This is a genomic window from Patiriisocius sp. Uisw_047 (assembly GCF_047730165.1).
In the GTDB taxonomy this organism is placed as follows: Bacteria; Bacteroidota; Bacteroidia; order Flavobacteriales; family Flavobacteriaceae; genus Patiriisocius.
Window position 1 is genome coordinate 2250001 of the sequence record NZ_CP159834.1, and the last position, 22962, is coordinate 2272962.

General features: G+C 35.6%; 20 protein-coding genes. 9 read left to right on the top strand and 11 right to left on the bottom strand.

All coding sequences use genetic code 11. The annotated features are described in order from the left end of the window. The first annotated feature begins 204 nt into the window (after nt 1-204). Nucleotides 205-945 carry a hypothetical protein gene (locus tag ABXT71_RS09760; RefSeq protein ID WP_415371127.1) on the top strand — a complete coding sequence of 247 codons (741 nt, stop codon included), beginning with the start codon at nt 205-207 and terminating at the stop codon, nt 943-945. A gap of 12 nt (nt 946-957) precedes the next feature. Beyond that, entirely contained in the window at nt 958-1761 is an 804-nt protein-coding gene (locus tag ABXT71_RS09765) for a sulfotransferase family 2 domain-containing protein (RefSeq protein WP_415371128.1), read from the top strand. 5 nt (nt 1762-1766) lie between these two features. Here the strand turns inward: ABXT71_RS09765 and ABXT71_RS09770 are convergent, their stop codons facing one another. Both ABXT71_RS09770 and ABXT71_RS09775 read right to left on the bottom strand, forming a co-directional pair. Next, nucleotides 1767-2855, bottom strand: a complete 1089-nt coding sequence (locus ABXT71_RS09770; protein ID WP_415371129.1) for a sulfotransferase family 2 domain-containing protein — start codon at nt 2853-2855, stop codon at nt 1767-1769. Nucleotides 2856-3558: 703 nt separating this feature from the next. Then, nucleotides 3559-3705 (bottom strand): hypothetical protein, encoded by a 147-nt coding sequence (locus ABXT71_RS09775; RefSeq protein ID WP_415371130.1) that lies wholly within the window; start codon nt 3703-3705, stop codon nt 3559-3561. Nucleotides 3706-4255: 550 nt separating this feature from the next. Here ABXT71_RS09775 and ABXT71_RS09780 point away from each other — a divergent pair. Both ABXT71_RS09780 and ABXT71_RS09785 read left to right on the top strand, forming a co-directional pair. Further along, nucleotides 4256-4483: a hypothetical protein gene (locus ABXT71_RS09780; protein ID WP_415371131.1), complete on the top strand. Its 228-nt coding sequence runs from the start codon at nt 4256-4258 to the stop codon at nt 4481-4483. A 354-nt stretch (nt 4484-4837) separates the two neighbouring features. After that, nucleotides 4838-9565: a fibronectin type III domain-containing protein gene (locus tag ABXT71_RS09785; protein ID WP_415371132.1), complete on the top strand. Its 4728-nt coding sequence runs from the start codon at nt 4838-4840 to the stop codon at nt 9563-9565. 410 nt (nt 9566-9975) lie between these two features. On the opposite strand, the gene ABXT71_RS09790 is transcribed toward ABXT71_RS09785, so the two are convergent. Both ABXT71_RS09790 and ABXT71_RS09795 read right to left on the bottom strand, forming a co-directional pair. After that, nucleotides 9976-10644, bottom strand: a complete 669-nt coding sequence (locus ABXT71_RS09790) for a ZIP family metal transporter (RefSeq protein WP_415371133.1) — start codon at nt 10642-10644, stop codon at nt 9976-9978. After that, nucleotides 10641-11375, bottom strand: a complete 735-nt coding sequence (locus ABXT71_RS09795; protein WP_415371134.1) for a class I SAM-dependent methyltransferase — start codon at nt 11373-11375, stop codon at nt 10641-10643. The genes ABXT71_RS09790 and ABXT71_RS09795 overlap by 4 nt, the downstream gene beginning before the upstream one ends. Nucleotides 11376-11493: 118 nt before the next feature. Between ABXT71_RS09795 and ABXT71_RS09800 the strand changes: the two genes are divergently transcribed. Beyond that, nucleotides 11494-12660: a THUMP domain-containing class I SAM-dependent RNA methyltransferase gene (locus tag ABXT71_RS09800; RefSeq protein WP_415371135.1), complete on the top strand. Its 1167-nt coding sequence runs from the start codon at nt 11494-11496 to the stop codon at nt 12658-12660. Next, on the top strand, nt 12661-13284 hold the full coding sequence (trhA, locus tag ABXT71_RS09805) for a PAQR family membrane homeostasis protein TrhA (RefSeq protein ID WP_415371136.1): 624 nt from the start codon (nt 12661-12663) through the stop codon (nt 13282-13284). On the opposite strand, the gene ABXT71_RS09810 is transcribed toward trhA, so the two are convergent. From ABXT71_RS09810 to rlmD, 3 genes are read right to left on the bottom strand one after another with little or no spacing between them, the layout of a single operon-like run. Beyond that, nucleotides 13281-13985, bottom strand: coding sequence for a DUF6048 family protein (locus ABXT71_RS09810; RefSeq protein WP_415371137.1), 705 nt, complete (start codon nt 13983-13985; stop codon nt 13281-13283). The two genes, trhA and ABXT71_RS09810, sit on opposite strands and share 4 nt — an antisense overlap. Then, entirely contained in the window at nt 13951-14463 is a 513-nt protein-coding gene (locus ABXT71_RS09815; RefSeq protein WP_415371138.1) for a DUF6452 family protein, read from the bottom strand. Before ABXT71_RS09815 ends, ABXT71_RS09810 begins: the two co-directional genes overlap by 35 nt. Further along, the gene (gene rlmD, locus ABXT71_RS09820) at nt 14464-15873 is read right to left on the bottom strand and encodes a 23S rRNA (uracil(1939)-C(5))-methyltransferase RlmD (RefSeq protein ID WP_415371139.1); all 1410 of its coding nucleotides are present in this window, start codon (nt 15871-15873) and stop codon (nt 14464-14466) included. A 138-nt stretch (nt 15874-16011) separates the two neighbouring features. Here rlmD and rocD point away from each other — a divergent pair, with 138 nt between their 5' ends. Then, on the top strand, nt 16012-17292 hold the full coding sequence (gene rocD, locus ABXT71_RS09825; protein WP_415371140.1) for an ornithine--oxo-acid transaminase: 1281 nt from the start codon (nt 16012-16014) through the stop codon (nt 17290-17292). 67 nt (nt 17293-17359) lie between these two features. Here rocD and ABXT71_RS09830 read toward each other — a convergent pair whose 3' ends face one another. The 3 genes from ABXT71_RS09830 to ABXT71_RS09840 all read right to left on the bottom strand — a co-directional run bounded on the left by ABXT71_RS09830 (nt 17360) and on the right by ABXT71_RS09840 (nt 19930). After that, complete coding sequence (locus ABXT71_RS09830) at nt 17360-17665, bottom strand: CCC motif membrane protein (RefSeq protein ID WP_415371141.1); 306 nt, start codon at nt 17663-17665, stop codon at nt 17360-17362. A gap of 72 nt (nt 17666-17737) precedes the next feature. After that, complete coding sequence (locus tag ABXT71_RS09835; RefSeq protein WP_415371142.1) at nt 17738-18025, bottom strand: DUF2752 domain-containing protein; 288 nt, start codon at nt 18023-18025, stop codon at nt 17738-17740. Between the two features lie 6 nt (nt 18026-18031). Next, the gene (locus ABXT71_RS09840; protein WP_415371143.1) at nt 18032-19930 is read right to left on the bottom strand and encodes a T9SS type A sorting domain-containing protein; all 1899 of its coding nucleotides are present in this window, start codon (nt 19928-19930) and stop codon (nt 18032-18034) included. Nucleotides 19931-20112: 182 nt separating this feature from the next. Between ABXT71_RS09840 and ABXT71_RS09845 the strand changes: the two genes are divergently transcribed. Next, nucleotides 20113-20667, top strand: a complete 555-nt coding sequence (locus ABXT71_RS09845; protein ID WP_415371144.1) for a Smr/MutS family protein — start codon at nt 20113-20115, stop codon at nt 20665-20667. Here the strand turns inward: ABXT71_RS09845 and ABXT71_RS09850 are convergent. Further along, nucleotides 20661-21578, bottom strand: a complete 918-nt coding sequence (locus ABXT71_RS09850; RefSeq protein ID WP_415371145.1) for a hypothetical protein — start codon at nt 21576-21578, stop codon at nt 20661-20663. The two genes, ABXT71_RS09845 and ABXT71_RS09850, sit on opposite strands and share 7 nt — an antisense overlap. 89 nt (nt 21579-21667) lie before the next feature. On the opposite strand from ABXT71_RS09850, the gene ABXT71_RS09855 reads away from it, so the two are divergent. Further along, nucleotides 21668-22816, top strand: a complete 1149-nt coding sequence (locus ABXT71_RS09855) for a cysteine desulfurase family protein (RefSeq protein ID WP_415371146.1) — start codon at nt 21668-21670, stop codon at nt 22814-22816. Nucleotides 22817-22962 lie beyond the last annotated feature (146 nt).

Sequence of the window (22962 nt, forward strand, 5' to 3'; positions counted from 1 at the left end):
GGCTTAAATTTGAAATTATGGTATACTATTATCAGAAGTATTAGTGCAGGTATAAAACTTAATTAAATTAAGGATTTAATTAAGTTTTATATTTCTTTCTTTACTTACAATGATTAAATAAAATTAATTGTAGCGGTTACTTAATTTATTAATGCTATTTTTTTAACTTGTGATTAATTCTAAATTAAAACATTTCTATAAACTATGGGCATTTTTGACTTTTTAAAATCGAATGTTTCAGCAATCACTAAAATTGATGAAGTTTTATATTCTGATATTAATAAAGAGACGTTTCTTTCAAAATATTTCATACCAAGAATTCCATTAATAATAAAAAATGGAGCACATGATTGGCCATTAATTAAATTATGGACTAAAGAATATATTTCAAAAAATAATGGCGATTATGTTTGTACTGTAATTAGCGATTCTAGACCTGCTCATTCTAAAATTAAGACAACATTGGCGAATTATTTTAATTCTCATAAGGGAAAAAGCACCTTGACACTTGATTTTGACCCACATAAATCTCCATTTTTTTTAAAAGGATTAAAATTTCCTAATAAGTATTTTTCGAAAAAGAGTATTCACCGCTTTTTCTTTTATCATTCTGTTAAGGATGCCGGTACATTACCACATGTGCATAGGGATGCTTTTAATATACTCAGGGAGGGTGAAAAAAGATGGGTAATGTTTGATGCAGATAGAACAATTTCATCAAAAGGGTATGCAATGATGATGAAAACTTATAAGTCATATCCGCCAGGAACACATGCCAAAGATTGGTTTAAAAAAGACTATTCTAAATTGTCATCTAAGGTAGATGAAGTTTATGAATGTATTCAATCACCTAAAGATATTGTTTTTATACCTGTTAATTATTGTCACACTGTTGTTAATACTTCAGATGAAGTGCTTGGGCTGGTGGTAGAAGTAATACGTTAATTGTTTAATTTTATGCTTAATTTATTTACTAGAAAAAATACATCTAAGAAAGATGCGATATTTTTGCACGTTCCTAAAACTGGTGGATCTACGTTTGTAGGCTTATTAAAAGATTCTATAAAAATTTCTAAAGAAGATCAAAATTTACCTTCTCATATAATTGATCAAATTGGTAATGTAAAAATTAGCCATATAGATTTCAGCAATTTGAATCGCGTATTTCAAACACCAGAAATATTTGATGTAAATAGGCATTCTGAGTTCAAAAATAATTTTTTAATTTTTATGCTAATTAGGCACCCCTTAGATAGGTTAGTTTCTGAATTTACTTTTCAATATCATTTGTTAAATGGTAAAAATGGGAATAAAAATGCAGCAATTATTTCAAAATTAAGCCCACTTCCTAATACGCTTGAAGCGTATAATAAATTTCCGCATACTCATAATTATCAAATAAAATTTCTTCTAGGAAGAAAAATAGCCGATCCTAAACCAGTTACGCTCAAAGATTTTAATAAGATAATTAATAGTATTGAAGAACTATCTATTGAGTGCGGTTTAACTGAAAACTATAGTGACTTTCTAATTAAATTTCAATCATTGACTACCATTAAATTGAAGAAAAGAGTGGTAATTAGAAAAAGAACTCCAATTGAATATCAATTATTTGTAGATGATAATTTAAAAACACAAATATTAAAATCTAACAACTATGATTTTAAATTATATGAGTATATAAAAAATAAATTTGCAAATGAACAAGTGAAAAAATCAGGTCCCTTTAAATATAACAATAGCAATGACTTTATTGTTTGAAAAATTTAAAACCATTTAAATTTTTTAGTTTTAGTCTTAATTGTAGTTGTATCTAAAGATAATTTGTTTTTAAATAAAGCTATGTTTTTTGAAGTAGGCTTAAAGCTTCTGTTTATACAATTTCCTATTTGAATGTTTTTCTCTAATGGATCTTCACTAGTGACAGTATTTAAAATATCTTTAGCTAATGTTGTTTCAGAACAGTTAATATTTAAAGAGTCTATAAAGGCTTTATTCCAAAGCTCCACATAATTTTTTCCGTCTTTTATCCTTAAGTTATGATGGAGATGATCGTTTAACTTTTCAAAGAACAATGTATTTGTTTTTAAGAAGTCCAAGCTTGTCAAAGTAGTTTCTAGTAAATTAAAACGTTGGGTAAACTTTAGGACATAGTCATACTTGTCTCCTTTAAAAGCAATTTTCTTTTTTGAAATGCCAGCAACTTTTTCGTTAAAAAGACCAAGCGCATAATTATACAATTCAAGATCTAACGCATTGTTCTTTAAAATTAGCTTTTTTACTTCTTCTGATATTTCAGTAACTGAAGGTCTATTTAGTGTGATTCTTTTAATGTCAATACTTTTAGGCCACTTTAAGTTTGAAAAGTTGCTGAAATAGGATAGCGATGCTTCATATTGCTCAAAAATACCTACCCTAATATTTAAGTTTCTTATCGTATTTTTCACTAATGTCATATCATCTTCTGTGACATAATCTGTATCATACATTCTCTTGCCTAATAAAAAACCGATCATGTAATTTTGAGTTTGCTTACTTTTTATGTAGCTGTTAAAATCTTTTGGGACAGGTTTAATAAGTGACATAAACTCTGGCCTCGTTTTAATAAATGAATATTCTGAAAGTAACCTATCAACAGGATGTCTTAATAACATAAAAATAGAGTATTCTGCATACAGATTGTGTTTTAATGGATTAAATATATCTGCAGCATTAGATCTTTTTGTCTCATAATTTATATGCCGATAATTAAAATCTGGGGAAGTTTGCCACTCACTATTATTCATAGCACAATTTATAGTTGTTCCGCCTGTTTTTGGTATGTGAATAAAAATATTTTGAGTTTTTTTTGTCATATAAACGTATTAGATATAGGTAAATATAAGTGTTTTATAACATTATTATAGGATGGAAATAGATAACCATAATTTATTTGAAGACTCTTATGCATATCCTTATAATGACGCCCAATGGATATAAACCTAGCATATACTTCTGTATTCGTTGAGGCTAGATTCACTTTTTAAATAAATCACCTTACCTCACATTTCAGAATTAAAAATATCTAGGAGGCCTTCATTATTAATGGCTGCAATACTTTTAAATGTTCCGTTACGATTATTTAGTAATATACCATAGGGTTTATAATAATCATTGGCAACATATAAACCCTGCCAACCATCATTATCTTTACGAAAAAATAAGCCTTGCTCCTTCTTGATAAATTATTAAAACCATATTCAGTTCCTCTTTCTGTAAACGTGAGATCGTCATTATTCACAAATAAGAGATTACGTAAATTTTTGGTCTCCTAATTTTACACCGCCTAGATCTAGATAAAAATATATCTTGAAATTCCTCATTATTTATGTTAACGATGGTTACTCCCGGAGCTCAATCTCTTGCTTGAGAATTTAAATTTGGTATAGATGATATATCTTGAAATTTAAAAGCTCCTTTAGTAAGATACAAACTATTGGGAGTTACATTTACTGTAAAAAATAAGTTCATTAAGCGATCATTATTGAAAACAGCCCCGGCAGCGCCGCTATTATAAAACTACGCGTATTGATAATAGTTAAAATCTTTGTTCTTCTTATTATGATTGACAAAATGGATACCTGAAGAGTTTGGTTCATTTTCTTCAAATAAATTAACAGTTGATGTTTTTACTTGTTGCGGAATATCTAGGTCAGTATGCTTCACTTTATTCTGATTATTGCAAGAGCTCAATACTAATCAACCCATGATAATGAATAGCACGTATTTAGAAACGAAAAAAGTGCTTTTTAGTATAGTATATTATTTTAAAAATAAATACAGAGAAATACTAAAAAAGTATATTGATTATACTTAAAATTTCATCGCAAGCTTGAATTTATATAATCTTCAATAGAAGATGTTCCACGTAGTGACCTATTTATCCAAACAGGGATTAATTCAGAATAAAAACATGATCTTGTTCTTTAGAAGATAATGTAGCATATGCAAAGACCTTTTGTTTACATTATATTTCTTACAAATATTGGAAGAGGTGTTATAATAACATCGCTATTATTGGTTTTTGCACCTGTTTTATAGACGCGAAAAGTGTAATTACTGTGGTCTATCTTGTGAGCATAGCTCCAGACATTGGTTCCTCAAATATAATAACTAAGAAATAATCTTATTCCTTATTGACTATTTATAAAAGCGTTGCGAAAGTAAGGCCTTTATTTATGCACCGTCGTGAAATAAGCTACCAGGATTTCAGTGTATGTATAAAGTATCTTATAAAGCAAAGGAAGAAGAGCGATCAAGGGGGGCACAGTTAAAATGTCACATAATTGAGGCTATCTCATTTTGCAAATCTCGCAATGAACAACAAGCAGGCTCACAAGTACAGGATGTGAAAGGCAAGCGTTTTTTCAGTTTTGTTATAGATGTAAAACTGGTAAAACACCTCGCAGATCTATCTAATAGCACTAAATATGGCAGTTCATAAAATTAAGATTTCTTCACTTTGTAGACTATTTGTGTATTTCAAAGAAAATCCTTGCTTTTTCCCCCAGTTGTGGCTGTAATCAATAAACTCCTTTTGTTGTTAACTGCGTGAAAAAATAAATGAACAACCTCTGGACTTATTACTCGTAAGTTAGCATTTTATAAAATCTATAAAATGGTTAAAAGTATTCCTGCAAAATTAACTTATAAGTTAGACACATAAACAGATTATTGAGCCGTATATCGAATAAGTGCATCATTTGTCTAATTAGCATCTTTCTTTTATTAAATTCACAATCTTATCATAAATAGAGCTAATAGACCTAATTATAAACACTTCTTTAACTAAATTACTATGAAAAAATTACTACTTACGTTATTATGCATATTTGCAATGTTTTCTGCAAAGGCACAGTGTGATTACACTCTTTCTGGAACAGATTCCTGGGGAGATGGATGGAATGGAGCAAGCATCGATATCGATGTTGCTGGTGTAACTAGCAATTTCACTGTAGCCGCCGGAACTTTCAATTCAGTAACAATACCATCCTACACTGGAGACCTTGTCACTTTCACATTCACCGGTGGTATCTTTGATAATGAAATTGGAATAACACTAACGGGTCCTGATGGCACCAGTTTATATTCCACTGGGGCTCCGGTAGATGGAGTTTTTGTCACAGATACATCTGTTTCAACATGTGCTCCACCTTCTTGTGGAAGCGCTATTGCAACAATGTCAAATATTACAACCTCTGGTGCTACGGCAACATGGGATGCAGCCAATGGAGCTGTAAGTTATGACTGGGAAGCTGTTCCAGCTGGTAACGCTCAAGGCGTTGGAGTTATAGCCTCTGGATCTGGAGAAACTGGACTTACAGTTTCTTTTACAGGATTAACCTCTGCTACAGCGTATGATTTTTTAATTAGCCCAGATTGTACTACAGACTACGCATCTGCAGTTACTTTTACAACGAGTCCTGGATGTGGAGATACAGTTTCAGCTTGCTACGATAATGGTGTTAACCAAATAGCTGAAGTAGCCGTAGATACAACAGGTGATTATATTACTGTTACCTTTAATGCTGGAGATCTTGAGTCATGTTGTGATGCTGTTGAAGTTTATGATACTGCTGATAGATCAGGGAATCTTTTATATACTGGAACAGGAGATGTGACAGGAGCAACTGCGGAATCCACAACAGGGGTTATTTCTATTTGGTCAGACGCAGACGGCTCTTGGAGTTGTTCTGATGGTGCAGGTGGTCCATACACTGAATTAAATATGACATTCACGTGTGCAGCACCGCCTTCTTGTCTAGATCCATCTGATGTAGCTATTATTAATATAGCTACAGACATGGCAGATGTTACGTTTACAGATAACAATCCAATGGCAGTAAATAATTATGATTATGAGTTAGTGAACCTTACGTTAGGTGAAGTTACTACTGGTGTGGCAAATGGTAATGCTACTACAAATCCTTTTACTTTAATGGGATTAATAGAGAATAATGAGTATGAAATTTATGTAAAGGCAGTTTGTGGTCCTGGGGATGAGTCTAATTTCTCAGCTGTAGCGACTTGGTCTCAAGTACTTAATGTACCTGGGTGTGCATCTAATTTTATGCCAGCGGATGCTGCAACAGAAGTGTCTACAAGTGTAAGTTTTACTTGGGACGTTCCTACAACAGGAGGTACAGCTGCATCTTATGATGTGTATTTTGGTGAAGACTCTGCTGCTCTTCTTAATATTGGTAATGTACAAGGAACATCTGTAAGTCTAACAGGTCTAGATTTAGAAACACTTTATTACTGGCAAATAGTACCTAAAAATGAAATAGGAGATGCTGCCGGTTGTTTGATTAACTCATTTACAACAAAATCACTTCCTGCTGGACCGGCCGGTGTAAATTGTACATTGGGAAATCAAAGTACTTCGCAATACGCAGACGCGATGGACGCTATGGGTGGATGGACAGGAGATTTTAACACTACTTCAAACGGACCTACAGGAATGTGGTTTCTGGGAGAGACTGAATCTACTCCTTCTGGTAATACTGGACCAACAGATGCTCAAGATGCAGGTGGCGCTTACATGTACTATGAGGCTGGAACTAGTATGGATACAGCTTCAGCTGTTTCACCATTAATTGATTTAAATGCAATTGCTGCAGGTAAAGAAGCAGAATTAACGTTTTATATGCACGCCTATGGTGCTGCTATGGGAACATTAAATGTAGGTGCCGCTACTACAGCAACTGGGCCATTTACCAATATTTTTACTTGGGATGGACAAATACAGCCAGCTGCTACTGGAGATTGGTTACAAGTAGGTGCAGATGTAACTGCGTTTACTGGTGGTAATCTTTACATTGAGTTTAGCCATACTGGTACTGGTGCTTGGACAGGAGATATGTCTATAGATACATTTGAGGTTGTAGCTTGTGCGGCTATACCATCTTGTCAAATACCAGACACACTGTCTGTTACTGGAGTTACAGGGGGTAATGCAACTATTTCTTGGAATGACCCTGAAACGCCAGAGGTAGAAGCTTATGAATATGAAGTTACAGAAGTGGCTACAGGTACTGTAACGCCAGGGACATCAGCAACAACTTCTACTATGTTAACTGGTTTAACAGTGGATGGTGAGTATACCTTTAGAGTTCGTACAGATTGTAGTGTAGCTCCATTTACAATTCTTTTTAGTGATTGGTCTCCTGCTTTTGCTTGGACTCAAACAGAAATTCCTGGATGTGCATCTACACCTATGCCTGGTGATACTGCAACAGACGTTATGTCTGGAATCGTAATTCATACATGGGATGCACCTTCTACTGGAGGATCTGCAGTTGCTTACGATTTCTACTTTGGTACAGATCCAGCGGCTTTAAATTTACTTATTAGTCCTACGGCAGAATTTCAGGGTATTAATGGTGTGCAACCTTCTGCTACATATTACTGGCAGGTTGTTCCTACTAATGCAGGAGGTGATGCTACGGGATGTCCAATATGGTCTTATACTACTGCTGCTTTAGATGATGGAGGGGTAGACTGTGCTTCAGCCACTGTTGTTACAGAAGGAACTTATACATCACAAATTGATGACGCTAATCCTGGCAATAGCAATGATTTTTTATGGTTTATATATACTGCAACTGCGGATGGTTCATTGGATATTAATTCTTGTAATGGTGGAGCAGATTCAATGCTAGAAATATATGATAACTGTACAGATCTTAATATTATCGAATTTAACGATGATGAGTGTGCTACAGGTCTTGGTAATAATTACGCTAGTCAAGTAATATTTGATGTAATTGCTGGTCAAGAAATATTAGTAAGATGGAGAGATAGATATACTTCAGCTAAAGATATTTTTACTTGGAACTTAGCTCTTACTTCTGATTGCGCATCTGCAACTACATGGTCTAGTACAGGTTGGTCTGATGGAGCTCCTACAGATGCAGTACAAGCTATTATAGATGATGTATACGTAACAGCAACTGATGGAAATATTGATGCGTGTGCTATTAGAGTAACAGCTAATGGCGAACTAATAGTTTCGGCTCTTAGTTTTGTAAGTGCACAATTTAACATTACTAATAATGGAGTGCTAACGGTAGAGCATACAGGAAATGTAGTTCAAGTAGATGATGCTGGTGCTATGTCAGGTTCTGGTACAACAACCGTTACAACAGTAAGTCCAATGCTAGATTCACGAGATTTCCAAATCTTAGGATCTCCTATGACTGGTGAAGCTAGAGAAGATGTTTGGGCTGCTGGATATAATGTTCAGGATCATACACCTGCAAACTTTATTCCTAATTCTGCTGTTACAGCGACATACAATTTTGCTGATGACAATCTTGATGACTGGAATGAGCTTGTAACTGGTGCTTTAACGCCTGGTGCTGGTTATCTAGTGTTCTCTCAAGATAGTTATAATGGTGTTGGTGGTCAGTTTACATATGACTACAATACTGGAGATTTGAATAGCGGTGTAATTACACAACCATTGCACTATAATGGTACTCAAGTAGGGAGCCCTAATATGTTATCTAACCCTTATGCTTCTGGTTTAAATGCATTCTTCTTTATCGGAACTAACCCACAAATTGATGCTGTATATTTTTGGGAGCACGGTGACGCGCCAATGGCGGGTGTACCAGGACCTAATGGAACTGGACCTAATTACAATAATGACGATGTATCTGCATATAATCTGTTGGGAGGTATAGCAGCAGCTTCTGGCACTGGTATAGCACCAAATGGAATTATAGCTACTTCACAAGGGTTTGGAGTATTTGCAAGTGCAGCTGGAACAGCTACATTTAATAACGCTATGAGATCTACAAATGGAAATACGACATTACGTACTTCAGAAGAAGATAGAAACAGAGTATGGCTACATATTGAGAATACAGAATTTGATTTAGGAGCTTCTACGCTGGTTGGTTTTACAGATGCAGCGACTGCTGGTTATGATCGTCAGTATGATAACTATAAGTTAAGTACATCAGTATCTATTTTCTCTCACATAGATGGGGATCTTGAAACAGGATTCAGTATTCAATCTAGAGAAGCATTTGATGTTGCTATGCAAATCCCAATGGGCTTCGCATCTCAAATTAATACAGCTAGCTCATACAGAGTATCACTATCAGATTTTGACGGTGATGCGATGACAGACACTACTATCTATTTAGTAGACAACGTAGTTGGAGTCGTAACTAACTTAAATGAAGGTGATTATGGGTTTACAAGTGAAATGGGAACATTTAACAATAGATTCACACTACAGTTTGTAGATCGTAATGTGTTAGCAAACAATGAAGCTAACCTTAATGCGGTAGTTTTATCTCCTAACCCAACAGACGGTATTGTAAACATTGTTTCACCAAGAGCTTTAGTTCACAATGTAGTTGTTACAGATATTCAAGGAAGAGTAGTACATACTATTTCAATTGATGGTTTGAACACCTACCAATTAGATATGTCTAGCTTAGGTAGTGCATTGTATTTTGTACAAGTAACTACAGATGCCGGTTCTATTACTAAAAGGTTGATTAAGAAATAATCTTTAATCTCTTATAATTACTAAAAGGCGTTGCGAAAGCAATGCCTTTTTTTATGCGGTATTATTTTATTCATAAGATAAAAGTATATCCACACGACGATTGTCTTGTGGCACTTAGAAAGTCGCATCCTTGATATATTGATTATGCTACACTGGTAATAAGCCTAGAAGAAGCGCTGTCTTTGCATGCTTATTAATACCTGCTCTAACCGGAATGCACTAGCATACTATAGAACCTATAGGATGAGTTTCAATGAATAAAGCTAACGCAGGAGTGAATCACAACAAGGAACATCGATGAAGAAGCACAGCAGCGCTCTTACTTCAGAAATAACAACTACGTGACTCCCGTCAAGTATATGGTATAATAGTGACTGAAGAAATTTTGTGTCTCTAAGAAATTACGTAGACTAAAGAAAGTACGCAAGAACCACAGCAAATAAAATAACGAGCACCTTAGATAGGTTAAAACTATGATCTTTACTACTCTCAAAAAGAATGGTCGTGGAGACATGTAAGAATATCCCAATCGCAATGGCAGCTATCTCAAATTGGTAGGTGTACAACATTGGGCTCACATCCATAAGTAAAGTGCCTAAAGGAGTCATTGCCGCAAAGATGGTGAGAAAAATAAGGGTCGTTGTTTTTGAGTATTTGGCTTTTATAAAGAAAAAAGAGAGCACAATAGCCACAGGTATTTTATGAATCACAATCCCCCAAAGTAAATTATTAGCATGAGAAATAGGGAAGCCTTCTATTAAAGCGTGTATCGATAAACTTATAAGGAGTACTAATGGGAAGGCCCGCTTATCTGTTGAAAGATGCACATGCCCGTGTTCTGCACCTCTAGAAAAATATTCTAGTCCTATTTGTATCAAGATACCGCCCATAATATAAAGCCCAGGGTTACCTTCTAGATTTTCAAAAACTTCAGGTAATAACTCAAAGAGTGTCACAGATAACAAAAAGGCTCCACTAAAAGCGAGGTAAAGAGAAATATGCTTGACCTTGTTTTTGGTAAAAACAGAAGCTACGATATAGCCCAAAAGGACCGCGATAATTAAAACGGCGTATTTCATATCTTAAAAATAATAATTAATCTTTCTGAAATGTCCTCCTTAAAAGGGGCTAATTCATAATTTCCAAAAACGTCTTTAATTTTGGCACCAGCTTGTTCTATATAATTTGTAAAATCTGTAAGGCGTAAGGCTTTCACTTTTTCCGTAAAAGAATAGGGAATACCAGCAGCTGTAAATGAAATATTCTTTACAATATAACCATCAACTAAGTCACGGTGTATTGAAAACGAAATTCCATCAATTACCTTCACCTCTTTCTCTACCAGTTGCGCTTTTATAAGCGCTACATTTAGGAAATCTATAACCCCATAGCCCGTTGGTTTTAATTGTTTTACAATCGCATCTATCGTTCTATAATTATCTGCTTCGTCTTCAAAGTATCCAAAACTCGTAAATAAATTAACAACAGCATCAAATTGCTGTGCAAGCGGAACACGCATATCCTGCTCAAAAAAATGCAATCCATCTTCTTCAAATTGCTTGGCAAAATCAATGTTTGATGTTGACAAGTCAACACCAGTAACGTGATAGCCTAAAGTATGTAATGTTTTTGAGTGACGTCCTCTACCACAGGCAAGATCTAAAATATCTGCGTTTTTTCTTAAGTCAAGATAGGAGCTAAGATTTTTCATAAACAGCACAGCTTCCTCCGTATCTCTATTCTTATAAAGGATATGATAATAAGGGCTATCAAACCACGAGCTGTACCAATTTTCTGTTTCTTTTTGCATGCTTGTTTTATGGAGGGTCAAAAATACTGTATTTTTGCGCCTTTACTAAAGTACTTCTCCTTGTTATTTTTTTATTCACTTTAGTATTGTAAGGTTCCTGCCTTCTCAGGAAATGAATATGGAACAAAATTTTAAAATGGTAGCCAAGACTTTGTATGGTCTTGAAGAAGTATTAGCGCAAGAATTAAGAAAACTTGGAGCCTCCAATGTTGAAATTGGAGTAAGAATGGTTTCTTTTGAAGGCGACACAGGCTTTATGTATAAGGCAAACTTATGCTGTAGAACGGCTATTAAAATTTTAAAACCAATTACTGGCTTTAATGTTTTTACAGAAGATGATATCTACAATAAAGTAAAAGCCATCCCCTGGGAAAAATACATGGAGTCAAAAGGAAGTCTAGCCGTTGACGCCACTGTTCATTCTAAAGAGTTTACACACTCACAATATATTGCCCTAAAAACCAAAGATGCTATTGTAGATCGGTTTAGAGAAAAGGAAGGCGTGCGTCCAGATGTTGATCTGGATCATCCTACCCTTAGAATCAATATTCATATTGACAGAAATATCTGCACCATCTCTTTAGATAGTTCTGGATCATCTCTACATAAGAGAGGCTATAAAACAGAAGCTACGCTGGCACCTATCAACGAAGTGCTTGCAGCGGGTATGATTATGCTTTCTGGCTGGAGCGGACAGTGCGACTTTATGGATCCTATGTGCGGTAGTGGGACCATCGTGGCAGAAGCAGCGATGATCGCCTGTAATATTCCACCTAATTTAAATAAAGACGAATTTGGTTTTGAGACTTGGCTTGATTTTGACGTGGAGCTTTATGAGCTTATTGAAAATGCAGCACTGAAGAAAATAAAGGACTATCATTTTAAAATTTACGCATCAGATAAGGACGGCGTTGCGCTTAGTAAAGCCAAGCAGAATGTGAAAAATGCGAACCTAGATGAGTTTATCACATTTGAGCAAGCAGATTTTTTTGAAACTAAAAAAGAAAGCGAACGATCGCTTTATATGATGTTTAACCCGCCCTATGATGAGCGTTTGAGCATTGATAATATTGAGCATTTTTACAGCCAGATTGGTAACACCCTAAAACGTGGCTATCCAGATACACAAGCTTGGATGATTACTTCAAATCTCGAAGCACTTAAGAGTGTTGGCCTCAGACCTTCCAGAAAAGTAAAACTTTTTAACGCACAATTAGAGAGTAAATTTGTGCGCTATGATATCTATGAGGGTAGCAAGAAAGCCAGCAAGAATGATTACGACTAGGTGAGAGTACAAACCAAGAACGAAGAGCTGTGGAACGTCATAACTCATGGAGCGGGATTCCTAGCGAGCATCGTAGGATCCATTGTATTACTTCTTAAATATTCTGAATCGTCTACCACTACGGTTATAGCTATATGTGTCTTTGGGGCTAGTTTGATCACGCTATATCTAGTTTCTTCACTATACCACGCTGCAAAAGACAGTAGGTTAAAGTTTAAGCTTCGCGTTTTAGACCACATTAGCATCTACTTTTTAATCGCAGGCACATACACTCCTGTTTTACTAATGGGGTTATCTCATTCTTTGGGATGGTATTTATTCTTTGCAGTCTGGGGGATTGCAAGTATTGGTCTCGTGCTTAAAATATTCTTTACAGGTAGATTTGAAGTGCTATCACTTATACTTTATGTGGTAATGGGCTGGCTTATTATTTTCGATTTTTCTGAACTACGAATGGCAATGCCACAAGAGGGAATCGATTTATTGATGGCCGGAGGGGCCTTTTATACAGGAGGGATTGTGTTCTATGTCTGGAACAAATTAAAATACAATCACGTCATCTGGCATTTATTTGTGATGGCAGGAAGCGCGTCACATTACTGGATGATTCTTAAATTCCTTTAAGGGTATTTCTCAAATAAAGGAATCAAATAAGAAAGAGAATACCCATAGCCTACACCAAACTCGCTAAAGTCGTTTACTTGATTAAACCCCGGGATATAAATATTTCCGAAGCCATCAGGAAGGTCTGCTTCCAGCTTTCGCTTTAATTCAAAATGAAGATCTATATATAGGTTTTTTGCAATTTCAGACTTAAAACCTAGTTGTAATTCTAACCAATGGGCTTTTAATCCACTAAATTTTTGATTTACTAATACGGTATTTCCAGGAAAGTTTTGATCGATAATATATACGCGATAGGCGAGGAGCTCTTGACTATACGTGGCAAAACCATATCGCAATCCCGTGTAAATGCTGTTGTGTAGGCCGAGCCAGTTTTTATGCGAATTAAAATTGACCCCTATTTTAGCATAGCTCCCAGAGGTAATAGCATTTAGATTTTGCTCGTAATATTTTTTTGTCTCGCTGCCCAATTCTGCGGCGAGGTACATGTTTTTGTTATATCTAAAATCTGCTAATACCTGAAACCCACTATAGTCATTGTCAATTAAAGACCGCAATGGTTTTGCGGCATCGAGTCCTAAACGGAGGCCGTGCTTAATTTTAGTTTGTAACGTATCTACAGGTTCAGTTTCTTGCGCCATTGTGGTGAATGAAGCGCAAACTATACTAATGATAGATAGTAATATGGCTTTGGTTTTCATCCGTTACATTGGTTTGGTTTATGACAACATCAAGAATCCACGTTGCAGGATCGTTGTCTGAATCTGTCGTATTTTTGCTGAAGGCTACATTATTAAATATAGTTTTATAACTGCAGGCTCTGTTAATGTAAACATCTTCACGTGCATACGCCGCAAGATATACATCTATGATTTCTGCACTGGTATCTGTCGCCGCTCTTATAAGTTGGTACTGTGTGTTATCTGCAGCAGTCCTCATGGGGATCGCGATGGAGTCTGTTGTAGCGCTTGTAAGAATAGTAACCTCAGGCGTATAGTCGCCTATCACAGAAAGACCAACTACTTGCTTTGCTTCATCACGGTTTAAAAAGTCTTTAAACGTGATAATCAAAAGCGGGGTAGTGGCTTCTCCTGGATCACAAATGTCATCGCGGGTGCATCCGGTTATAAAAATAACCAGAGCGAGCGCTAAGTGTGGCCAGAGTTTTAAAAATTTCATTTATCGTCTTTCTAGAAGCACTACGTTCTCTACGTGGAAAGTTTGGGGGAACATATCTACGGGTTGAACTCTTGTAACTTTATACGTTTCATCTAATAACGCAAGATCTCTTGCTTGTGTTGCACTATTGCAACTTACGTACACAATTTTTGCTGCATTAAGATTAATGAGCTGTTGAACCACATCTTTGTGCATCCCATCTCTAGGAGGGTCTGTAATCACCACATCTGCTTCTCCATGTGTGTTTACAAAATCTTCATTAAAGACGGCTTTCATATCGCCTACATAGAATTCTGTGTTTGTGATACCGTTGCGTTTTGCGTTTTCTTTTGCAGCAGTGATGGCATCTGGAACAGACTCAACACCGATTACCTTTTTAGCATTTTTGGCTACAAACTGAGCGATGGTTCCTGTTCCTGTATATAAATCATAAACAAGTTCTTCACCAGTGAGGCCAGCAAAATCTCTTGTGATTTTGTATAGTTCATAGGCTTGCTCACTATTTGTTTGATAAAATGATTTTGCATTAATCTTAAAGGTAAGTCCTTCCATTTCTTCCATAATATGATCTTCGCCAGCATAGTGCAATACGTCTTGATCATAAATAGTGTCATTTCCTTTATTATTGATGACATATAGTAATGATGTGATTTCAGGAAATTGTTCTTTAAGTGCTTCAAACAAAGCAACACGCTTATCAGTATCCTCAAATAACTGTACCAACACCATAATCTGGTTGGTGCTTGCAGTTCTAATCATTAGGGTTCTTAATACACCACTTTGATTTCGCACATTATAAAATGGGATCTCTAGTTCTTGCGCTTTCATCTTCACAAAATCTCTAATAGCATTACTAGGGTCTTGTTGTAAATGACATTTGTTTAAATCTAGAATTTTATCCCACATTCCAGGAATATGAAATCCTAAGGCATTTTTATTAGCGATGACTTCTTCACTTTTTATTTGATCTAGTGTAAGCCATTTATTATCGCTAAATGAGAATTCCATTTTATTACGATAGAAGTATTGTTCTTGAGCAGCCTTAATGGGCGTTAATTCTGGAATTTCAATTTTCCCCAAACGCTTTAAGTTATTTTCTACTTCTTTTTGTTTGTAAAAAAGCTGATGCTCGTAGCCCATATGCTGCCATTTACAGCCACCACAAGTCCCAAAGTGCTCACAAGTTGGCGCTACGCGCTTGTCTGATAATTTTGAAAATGAAATTGCGGTTCCTTCAAAATAGGCCTTTCTCTTTTTTGTAGTCTGTATTGTCGCGACATCGCCCGGTACAGCATTATTAATAAAGACTACTCTTCCATCTGCTGCTTTTGCTACAGATTTCCCTTTAGCGCCTGCGTCTATAACGAGCAGATCTTCTAAAATTATACGATTGGTTTTTTTTCTTGCCATTACAGCAAAAATATAACATTAGAAGGGCATTTCGCTTAGGACAGATAAAAAAGTCTCCGCTATTTTTAGTAATTTGCAGACGGATGATTTCTCTCCCATAAGAAGGAATACTTCAGTACATTATTTAAATACATTATTATGTCAGTTACACAATTAACAAAATCAGAAGAAGCTATTGCTGTTGAGAACAAATACGGCGCACACAACTATCATCCATTACCTGTAGTTTTAAACAGGGGAGAAGGTGTTTATGTTTGGGATGTTGAAGGTAAAAAATATTACGATTTTCTTTCTGCTTATTCTGCAGTAAACCAAGGGCATTGTCATCCAAAGATTGTCAATGCAATGAATGAGCAAGCGCAAACACTTACATTAACATCTCGTGCTTTTCATAATGACGTGTTAGGTAAGTACGAAAAATATGCAGCCGAGTATTTTAAATTTGATAAGTTGTTACCGATGAATACGGGGGCAGAAGCTGTTGAGACGGCATTAAAGCTTTGTAGAAAATGGGCATATGAAGTAAAGGGAATCGCAGAGAATGAAGCAGAAATTGTTGTTTGTGAGAATAATTTCCACGGAAGAACCACAACAATTATTTCTTTTTCAAACGACCAAGTGGCTCGTAAAAACTTTGGTCCATATACAAAGGGATTCATTAAAGTAGCATATGACAACTTTGAAGCATTAGAAAAAGCTTTTGAAAGTTCAAAAAATATTGCTGGATTCTTAGTAGAACCTATCCAAGGGGAAGCAGGAGTATATGTTCCTTCTGATGATTATTTAATTAAAGCAAAAGCATTATGTGAAAAACACAATGTATTGTTTATCGCTGATGAAGTACAAACAGGAATCGCTCGTACAGGAAGATTACTTGCTACTTGTGGTAATTGTTCTTGTCCTAAGAAAGATTGTAGTGGCACACCAGATGTAAAGCCTGATGTTCTTATATTAGGAAAAGCACTTAGTGGCGGGGCTTACCCAGTTTCTGCGGTGTTAGCAAATGATGCTGTTATGAATGTGATACAGCCAGGAACACACGGTTCTACCTTTGGTGGAAACCCAGTTGGCGCTGCAGTAGCAATTGCGGCATTAGAAGTTGTGAAAAATGAATCACTAGCAGAAAATGCAGATCACCTTGGGAATATCTTTAGAAGCGAAATCAACAAATTTATTGAGACAAGTTCTATTGCGTCACAAGTAAGAGGTCGCGGTTTGCTTAATGCTATTGTCATTAATGATGATGAAGAGAGCGATACGGCTTGGAATATTTGTTTACGCTTGCGTGACAATGGTTTACTTGCAAAACCTACCCACGGAAATATCATTCGTTTTGCACCTCCATTAGTAATGACAGAAGCCCAGTTATTAGATTGTGTTTCTATTATTATCGAAACGTTGAAAGAATTTGAAAAATAAACTCAACTTATTTTAATAAAAAAATGCGACTCCTAGGAGTCGCATTTTTTATTTGATTTAAAAAGTATTACTTATACTGTTCAAGCTGTTGTTGAAAGTCTAATAATTGCTCATCTGATAAGAAAAGCATTAGAATTAACATTATTAGAGATAAGGCTAATCCTATATAGGCTAAAATTTTTCCTGTTTTTACATTTTTAAATCCAGAATATTGTTCTGGAGCTTCCATATATAAGGCGGTAGCTTTTTTTGCCATTACAAGTGCGATGATTGCCAAAAAAATTCCTCCTGCTCCATAGCAGCAGCAAAATGGTATTGATAAAATTCCTAAAACTAGAATGAGTGTTGAATTGGGTAATTTTTGTTGATCCATTTAATTGGTTTTTAAGAATTAGAATTATAAATATAAGTAAATATTTGAAGTCTTTTAATAATATGTAGCATATTAAAAAATCTTATAAAAATAACTCAGGACCATAACACCTATAGTAACATATAATAATATCATCTTAATTTGATAGTCGTGTTTGAACTCTATGAAGATATTAAACACCACTACAAGTAGGAGTAGTAGGATGAAGTAAAAAGCTGGGTACATTTTAAAAGCCGCAAAGAACTCACCTTTAAAAAAAAGAACTGTGGCGCGTTGAGCGCCACAGCCAAAACATTCTAAGCCGAAGAATTTTTTATAAGTACATGTAAACATGTAATCTTCAATCCCTTCTAAAATCATAGAAGCTTATCCCTTATTGAAAATAGTTACTTTATAATCAAGCACTAAATTATCTTGTGTTGTTAATTTTACGATATAAACACCATCGCTAAAAATAGCAGTAGGGAAGTTATATCTAGTCTGTTGCCCAATGTTTTCCTCTGTGTGGACTAGTTTTCCACCCATATCAAATACAGCTGCTTCTTTGATGTCAAAACGTTCTGGATTTAAGATTTCCATAATAGCTAATCTATTATCTTGAAAAACATCTACAGTTTCTTTAGCAATGCTAAGACCAGCCGCTTCAGCTGTCTCTACAATAATCTGATCATAAGATTTAAAAACAATATAGAATCTGTTAGTAGCTAATCCTGCTTCTTCAATGTTTACGGTTGCAGTGTTGCCTTGCGTAATTAATTGATACGTAGATTGTGCTGCATCAAATAAGTATGCTTTTTTAAATGGCAGGTTCACTTCGCTAATTGCACTAAATACAACACTACCAGGAATGTCTGCAGATACATTTAACGGTACAATTGCATCTTTTGAAAACGGAATAGTTTGTATAACAGTTTTCATGCCATTTTCTAATGGCATAAAGACATCAGACGTTGCGTCATTTGGATGCTTCGCGTCCATACCACGATCAAAACCATTCGTAGATTTTTCACTAAAGGCTAAAATAAATGCTCTATTATGACTTCCAGGAAAATATGCACTTAATCGCATATGCGGCACAAGTCCTTCATTTTCGTCTGGAGTAGTATCATCTATCTCAATAATCCCTGAGAATATATCTGCAAAGTTTGAATTGTCAAATGACTTTTCTGTTGAAGCAGTTTCCATATTTCTAAATATAGATGTCGTTCCATCCATAGCTTGGAAAACTCTATGAGAATTACTAAAGGTTGCAATAGAGGTAATAGGTGCGTTAATAGCGTGTACCATAAAACCTTGTCCAATAGGAGCGTATCTCCTGTTGTAATTCATACCAACCCCATTGTTAGAACCGATTATTGGTGTTCCATCATCGTTGTACGATAAGAATGTAGGTTCTGTATAAGTCCCCTGGTGCCCCGGTGTGGTGTTTAATGGAATCCATGTACCATATCCACCTTGATTGTCTATATAATAATGTGAATTTATAGATCTGTTTTCATCCCAAAAATAAAATTCTTCAACATCTGCATTGTCATAAAAGAACAAGGCAAGATCTAATGCTGATGGATAAGGATTTCCAGAAAGTGTTGATTCTTCTGCAGTTAGATTAATATCTATATCACCTGTGTTAGGTCTCCCTCTAAAATCATATGTCTGAGCATTTGGATCATTGTATGCATCATTGTGATTGGTTGTATTCGTACCTTTCATTGAAAAACCATATCCCGCAGGTACACCATCCGTGCCGCCTATATATTGCCAATCTGCCGTCGCATTTAAATATTTATAAAGCCACGCTTGAGAAATAGTAAGAGCGTTTGTAGTAGAAGCACCCGCCCAAGCACTAGTAAAATTTCTAATCCCAGTATCTGTTGCAATAGCGGTATCATCATCACTCACGTTAAGTCTTAAAGGACCATTCGCCGTATTTCCAATACCACCAGCATTTAAGCCAACTGGAGAAGACCAAAAGTTATAATCAAATTGATCAGCGTTTGTCGTTTGATAAACAGATAATAAACCATCACCCGAGTTATACGTAGCTGTACCTCCTTGTAAAAGTTGCGCGTCATCTCTTAAGTAAATAGAGCCCTCATAGTCACCTGCGGGATTCTTTTCTAGATTAATGGTGCCTTCCACATAAATTTGTACATTTTTTGCGTACACATAAGATGAAGAACCTCCAGTAGTAGGTTTTACAAATAATTGAGCTATTGAACTCACTGCTAAAAGCAGAAAAGTTGAAGTAAGTAGCAGTTTTTTCATACTGTTGAAATTTTAAAAAAAACCTCTATGGGGGGTATGTTTTATAAGGTTTAGGGTGTAAAAGTAAGTTTTTTTTTTCATTAACCGCTCGTAACATGCTTATATTTAAGGTAATTTTAAATAATCATTGCTTATTTTTGTTGGGAATCAAGTCAAAACTGACGGAAACCCCCTACTTTATTATGCATGTTAACGATAAAATAAATGTCTTAGACGATAATATTTCTGGAGTAATTGTTAAAATTAATTCAAAATCCGTCACAATTCTATGTGATGATGGCTTTGAAATGGAATTTGAACCGTCACAAATTGTTGTAATTGATAATCATCTAGCGAAAAATGCTTTCAGAAGTACATCCGCAAAAAAAGTGCTTTCAGAAAAAGCAGAAGTGCCTAAAAAACAAATTAAAAGTATAAAACCAAAGGACCGCATAAAACCGGCCATGGAAGTAGATCTACACATTCATCAACTTGTACCTTCAGAAAGAGGGTTGACGGCTCACGATAAGTTAAATATCCAGATGGATACTGCAAAGCGTCAAGTAGATTTTGCTATGTCAAAAAACATACAAAGAGTCGTATTCATTCACGGAATAGGAGAGGGTGTGCTTAGGGCAGAATTAGAATATTTATTTAGAAGATATGATAACATCACGTATGAAGATGCAGATTACAAAAAATATGGCCGCGGTGCGACAATGATTTATATTCACCAAAGTAAGAAGCCCAATTATTGAAAAACAGTTATGAGTAGGGCGGTATCGTCTATCACATTTGGGATAGTACCCATATTTAAGCTTTCTTGAACAATTGTTTCTGCCTCATTGGTAAGCACTAAATCAGATAATATAACTACGACAGATGCATTTCGTTTTACAAAATGCTCAATGTAATCTTCTATCTCAAACCCTTCTATTGCAATAGCAGCATTTAAAAAATCTGGCAATCCACTGGTATCATCATTAAAATCATCAGTAGGGTCAATATTCCCATCCGTACTTTCATTTCTGGTAAGAATTCCATCACCATCATCGTCCGGATCCAAGTAGTCTGGTGTGCCATCTCCGTCTGTATCCTTAATAGGCGTTAATGGATTATCATCACCATCATCATTGCTGGCAAAGATTTCAAGAATTGTTGGCACGTTATCACCATCATCGTCTAGGTCATAATAATTAGGGATCGTGTCATTATCTGTATCTAGTGTGGTTCCTTCGATAGTATTTAACTCTAATGCTTCGGGTATACCATCTTGATCATCTAAAACAAGTGAGTTATTTAATCTTGCGACTCCACTTTCAGCGAGGTATTCTACACTTACTTGTGGTGCAACTGGAGGAATACTTGCACAAAAATAAGATGCATCCACATCGCCGTTAAATTTTCTGTACGCTACATAGCTAGAGGTAGATAGATTAATATCAGCAATTGTTTCTTGCAAGAAAATTTCAGAAGAGCCAGTAATATTTAAGGCAATACTCTCTTGGGCATCGTTATTAATCTTAAAGAATACAACAGCCGTTTCTCCCCCACAGATTTGTAAGGTTTGCGTTTCAAAATCAAAAGATGTAACTATAAGGTCCCCATCATCACAAGAAGAAAATATACTAAGGATTACTGCGGAAATGATCCAGATTTTAAATTTCATACTATCCATTTATTATAGAAAGTGAAAGTACTGTATTTATTGCATAGCTCCTTTTATTCGCCAAAAAAAATGATGTACTTTTGTGAAATATGAAGAAAGTATATTTTGATAGTGCGGCGACCACCCAACTCCGTTCGGAAGTGATCCATTGTATGACGGAAGCACTTAAGGTTGAATACGGTAACCCTTCTTCTACACACGGTTACGGAAGATCTTCTAAGTCTTTAATTGAAACTGCACGTAAAGAAGTTGCAGCCCATCTGAATGTTACAGCGGCTGAAATTATTTTTACTTCTGGCGGTACAGAAGCTGATAACCTAGCGCTTAATAGCTGTGTGAGAGATCTAGGAGTCACACGAATTATCACAAGCAGGATTGAACACCACGCTGTATTATATACGATCCAGGCCTTAGAAAGACAACATAATATTAAGGTAGAATATGTAGCCTTAGATGATTGCGGTTATATAAATATGGACGCTTTAAAAGAACTTCTTGAAGCTACAGATGATAAGACCCTCGTGAGCTTAATGCACGTCAATAATGAGATAGGTAATATTTTGGATATTACTGCCGTGGGTACATTATGTAAAGAATACGGCGCACTATTTCATAGTGATACCGTACAATCTGTTGGGCATTTTAAATTAGACCTACAGGAGATACCTATCGATTTTATTGCTGTTGCCGCTCATAAATTTCATGGACCTAAAGGAATAGGTTTTGCTTTTATTCGGAAAAATTCTGGATTAAAGCCTCTTATTTTTGGTGGAGAACAGGAACGTGGATTGAGAGCAGGGACTGAACCTGTGCATAATATTGCTGGATTGAATGAAGCATTAAAAATTTCATATCAAAATCTTGATAAGGAGCAGGCGTATATTTCAGACTTAAAAGAATACTTTAAACAGCACATTTCCGAAGCAATCCCAGGAGTTTCTTTTAATGGCGGCTGCGATGATGCGATACGAAGCACATATACTTTGTTAAATGTCTGTCTTCCTATGACGCCAGAAAAAGGGATGATGTTGTTATTCCAACTCGACCTAAAAGGGATCGCTTGCTCAAAAGGAAGCGCTTGTCAAAGTGGCGCTGCAGGAGGATCACATGTTTTAAGCCAGATTCTAACTGATGAAGATATGGCAAAACCTTCACTTCGTTTTTCATTCTCTAGTTTTAATACAAAAAAAGAGATTGATTATGTAGTGTCGTGTTTAAAGGAGTTGTGTGAAGGATAATATGATTATTCATTCAATTTAGAATAAATAGCAACGCTAATAAAAGAGTCGTTCTTTATCTCAAAGTCTTGCATCGTACCTTCTTTAATGAACTTAAGCTTAGCTAAGGCTTTTTTGTCGCCTAAGTTTTTGGTTTCTAAAATCCT

Bases quoted from the DNA above. Each gene is read 5' to 3' on its own strand.
- ABXT71_RS09760 (WP_415371127.1), top strand. From the start codon at position 205: ATGGGCATTTTTGACTTTTTAAAATCGAATGTTTCAGCAATCACTAAA.
- ABXT71_RS09765 (WP_415371128.1), top strand. From the start codon at position 958: ATGCTTAATTTATTTACTAGAAAAAATACATCTAAGAAAGATGCGATA.
- ABXT71_RS09770 (WP_415371129.1), bottom strand. From the start codon at position 2,855: ATGACAAAAAAAACTCAAAATATTTTTATTCACATACCAAAAACAGGC.
- ABXT71_RS09780 (WP_415371131.1), top strand. From the start codon at position 4,256: ATGTATAAAGTATCTTATAAAGCAAAGGAAGAAGAGCGATCAAGGGGG.
- ABXT71_RS09785 (WP_415371132.1), top strand. From the start codon at position 4,838: ATGAAAAAATTACTACTTACGTTATTATGCATATTTGCAATGTTTTCT.
- ABXT71_RS09790 (WP_415371133.1), bottom strand. From the start codon at position 10,644: ATGAAATACGCCGTTTTAATTATCGCGGTCCTTTTGGGCTATATCGTA.
- ABXT71_RS09795 (WP_415371134.1), bottom strand. From the start codon at position 11,375: ATGCAAAAAGAAACAGAAAATTGGTACAGCTCGTGGTTTGATAGCCCT.
- ABXT71_RS09800 (WP_415371135.1), top strand. From the start codon at position 11,494: ATGGAACAAAATTTTAAAATGGTAGCCAAGACTTTGTATGGTCTTGAA.
- ABXT71_RS09810 (WP_415371137.1), bottom strand. From the start codon at position 13,985: ATGAAAACCAAAGCCATATTACTATCTATCATTAGTATAGTTTGCGCT.
- ABXT71_RS09815 (WP_415371138.1), bottom strand. From the start codon at position 14,463: ATGAAATTTTTAAAACTCTGGCCACACTTAGCGCTCGCTCTGGTTATT.
- rlmD (WP_415371139.1), bottom strand. From the start codon at position 15,873: ATGGCAAGAAAAAAAACCAATCGTATAATTTTAGAAGATCTGCTCGTT.
- rocD (WP_415371140.1), top strand. From the start codon at position 16,012: ATGTCAGTTACACAATTAACAAAATCAGAAGAAGCTATTGCTGTTGAG.
- ABXT71_RS09830 (WP_415371141.1), bottom strand. From the start codon at position 17,665: ATGGATCAACAAAAATTACCCAATTCAACACTCATTCTAGTTTTAGGA.
- ABXT71_RS09835 (WP_415371142.1), bottom strand. From the start codon at position 18,025: ATGATTTTAGAAGGGATTGAAGATTACATGTTTACATGTACTTATAAA.
- ABXT71_RS09840 (WP_415371143.1), bottom strand. From the start codon at position 19,930: ATGAAAAAACTGCTACTTACTTCAACTTTTCTGCTTTTAGCAGTGAGT.
- ABXT71_RS09845 (WP_415371144.1), top strand. From the start codon at position 20,113: ATGCATGTTAACGATAAAATAAATGTCTTAGACGATAATATTTCTGGA.
- ABXT71_RS09850 (WP_415371145.1), bottom strand. From the start codon at position 21,578: ATGAAATTTAAAATCTGGATCATTTCCGCAGTAATCCTTAGTATATTT.
- ABXT71_RS09855 (WP_415371146.1), top strand. From the start codon at position 21,668: ATGAAGAAAGTATATTTTGATAGTGCGGCGACCACCCAACTCCGTTCG.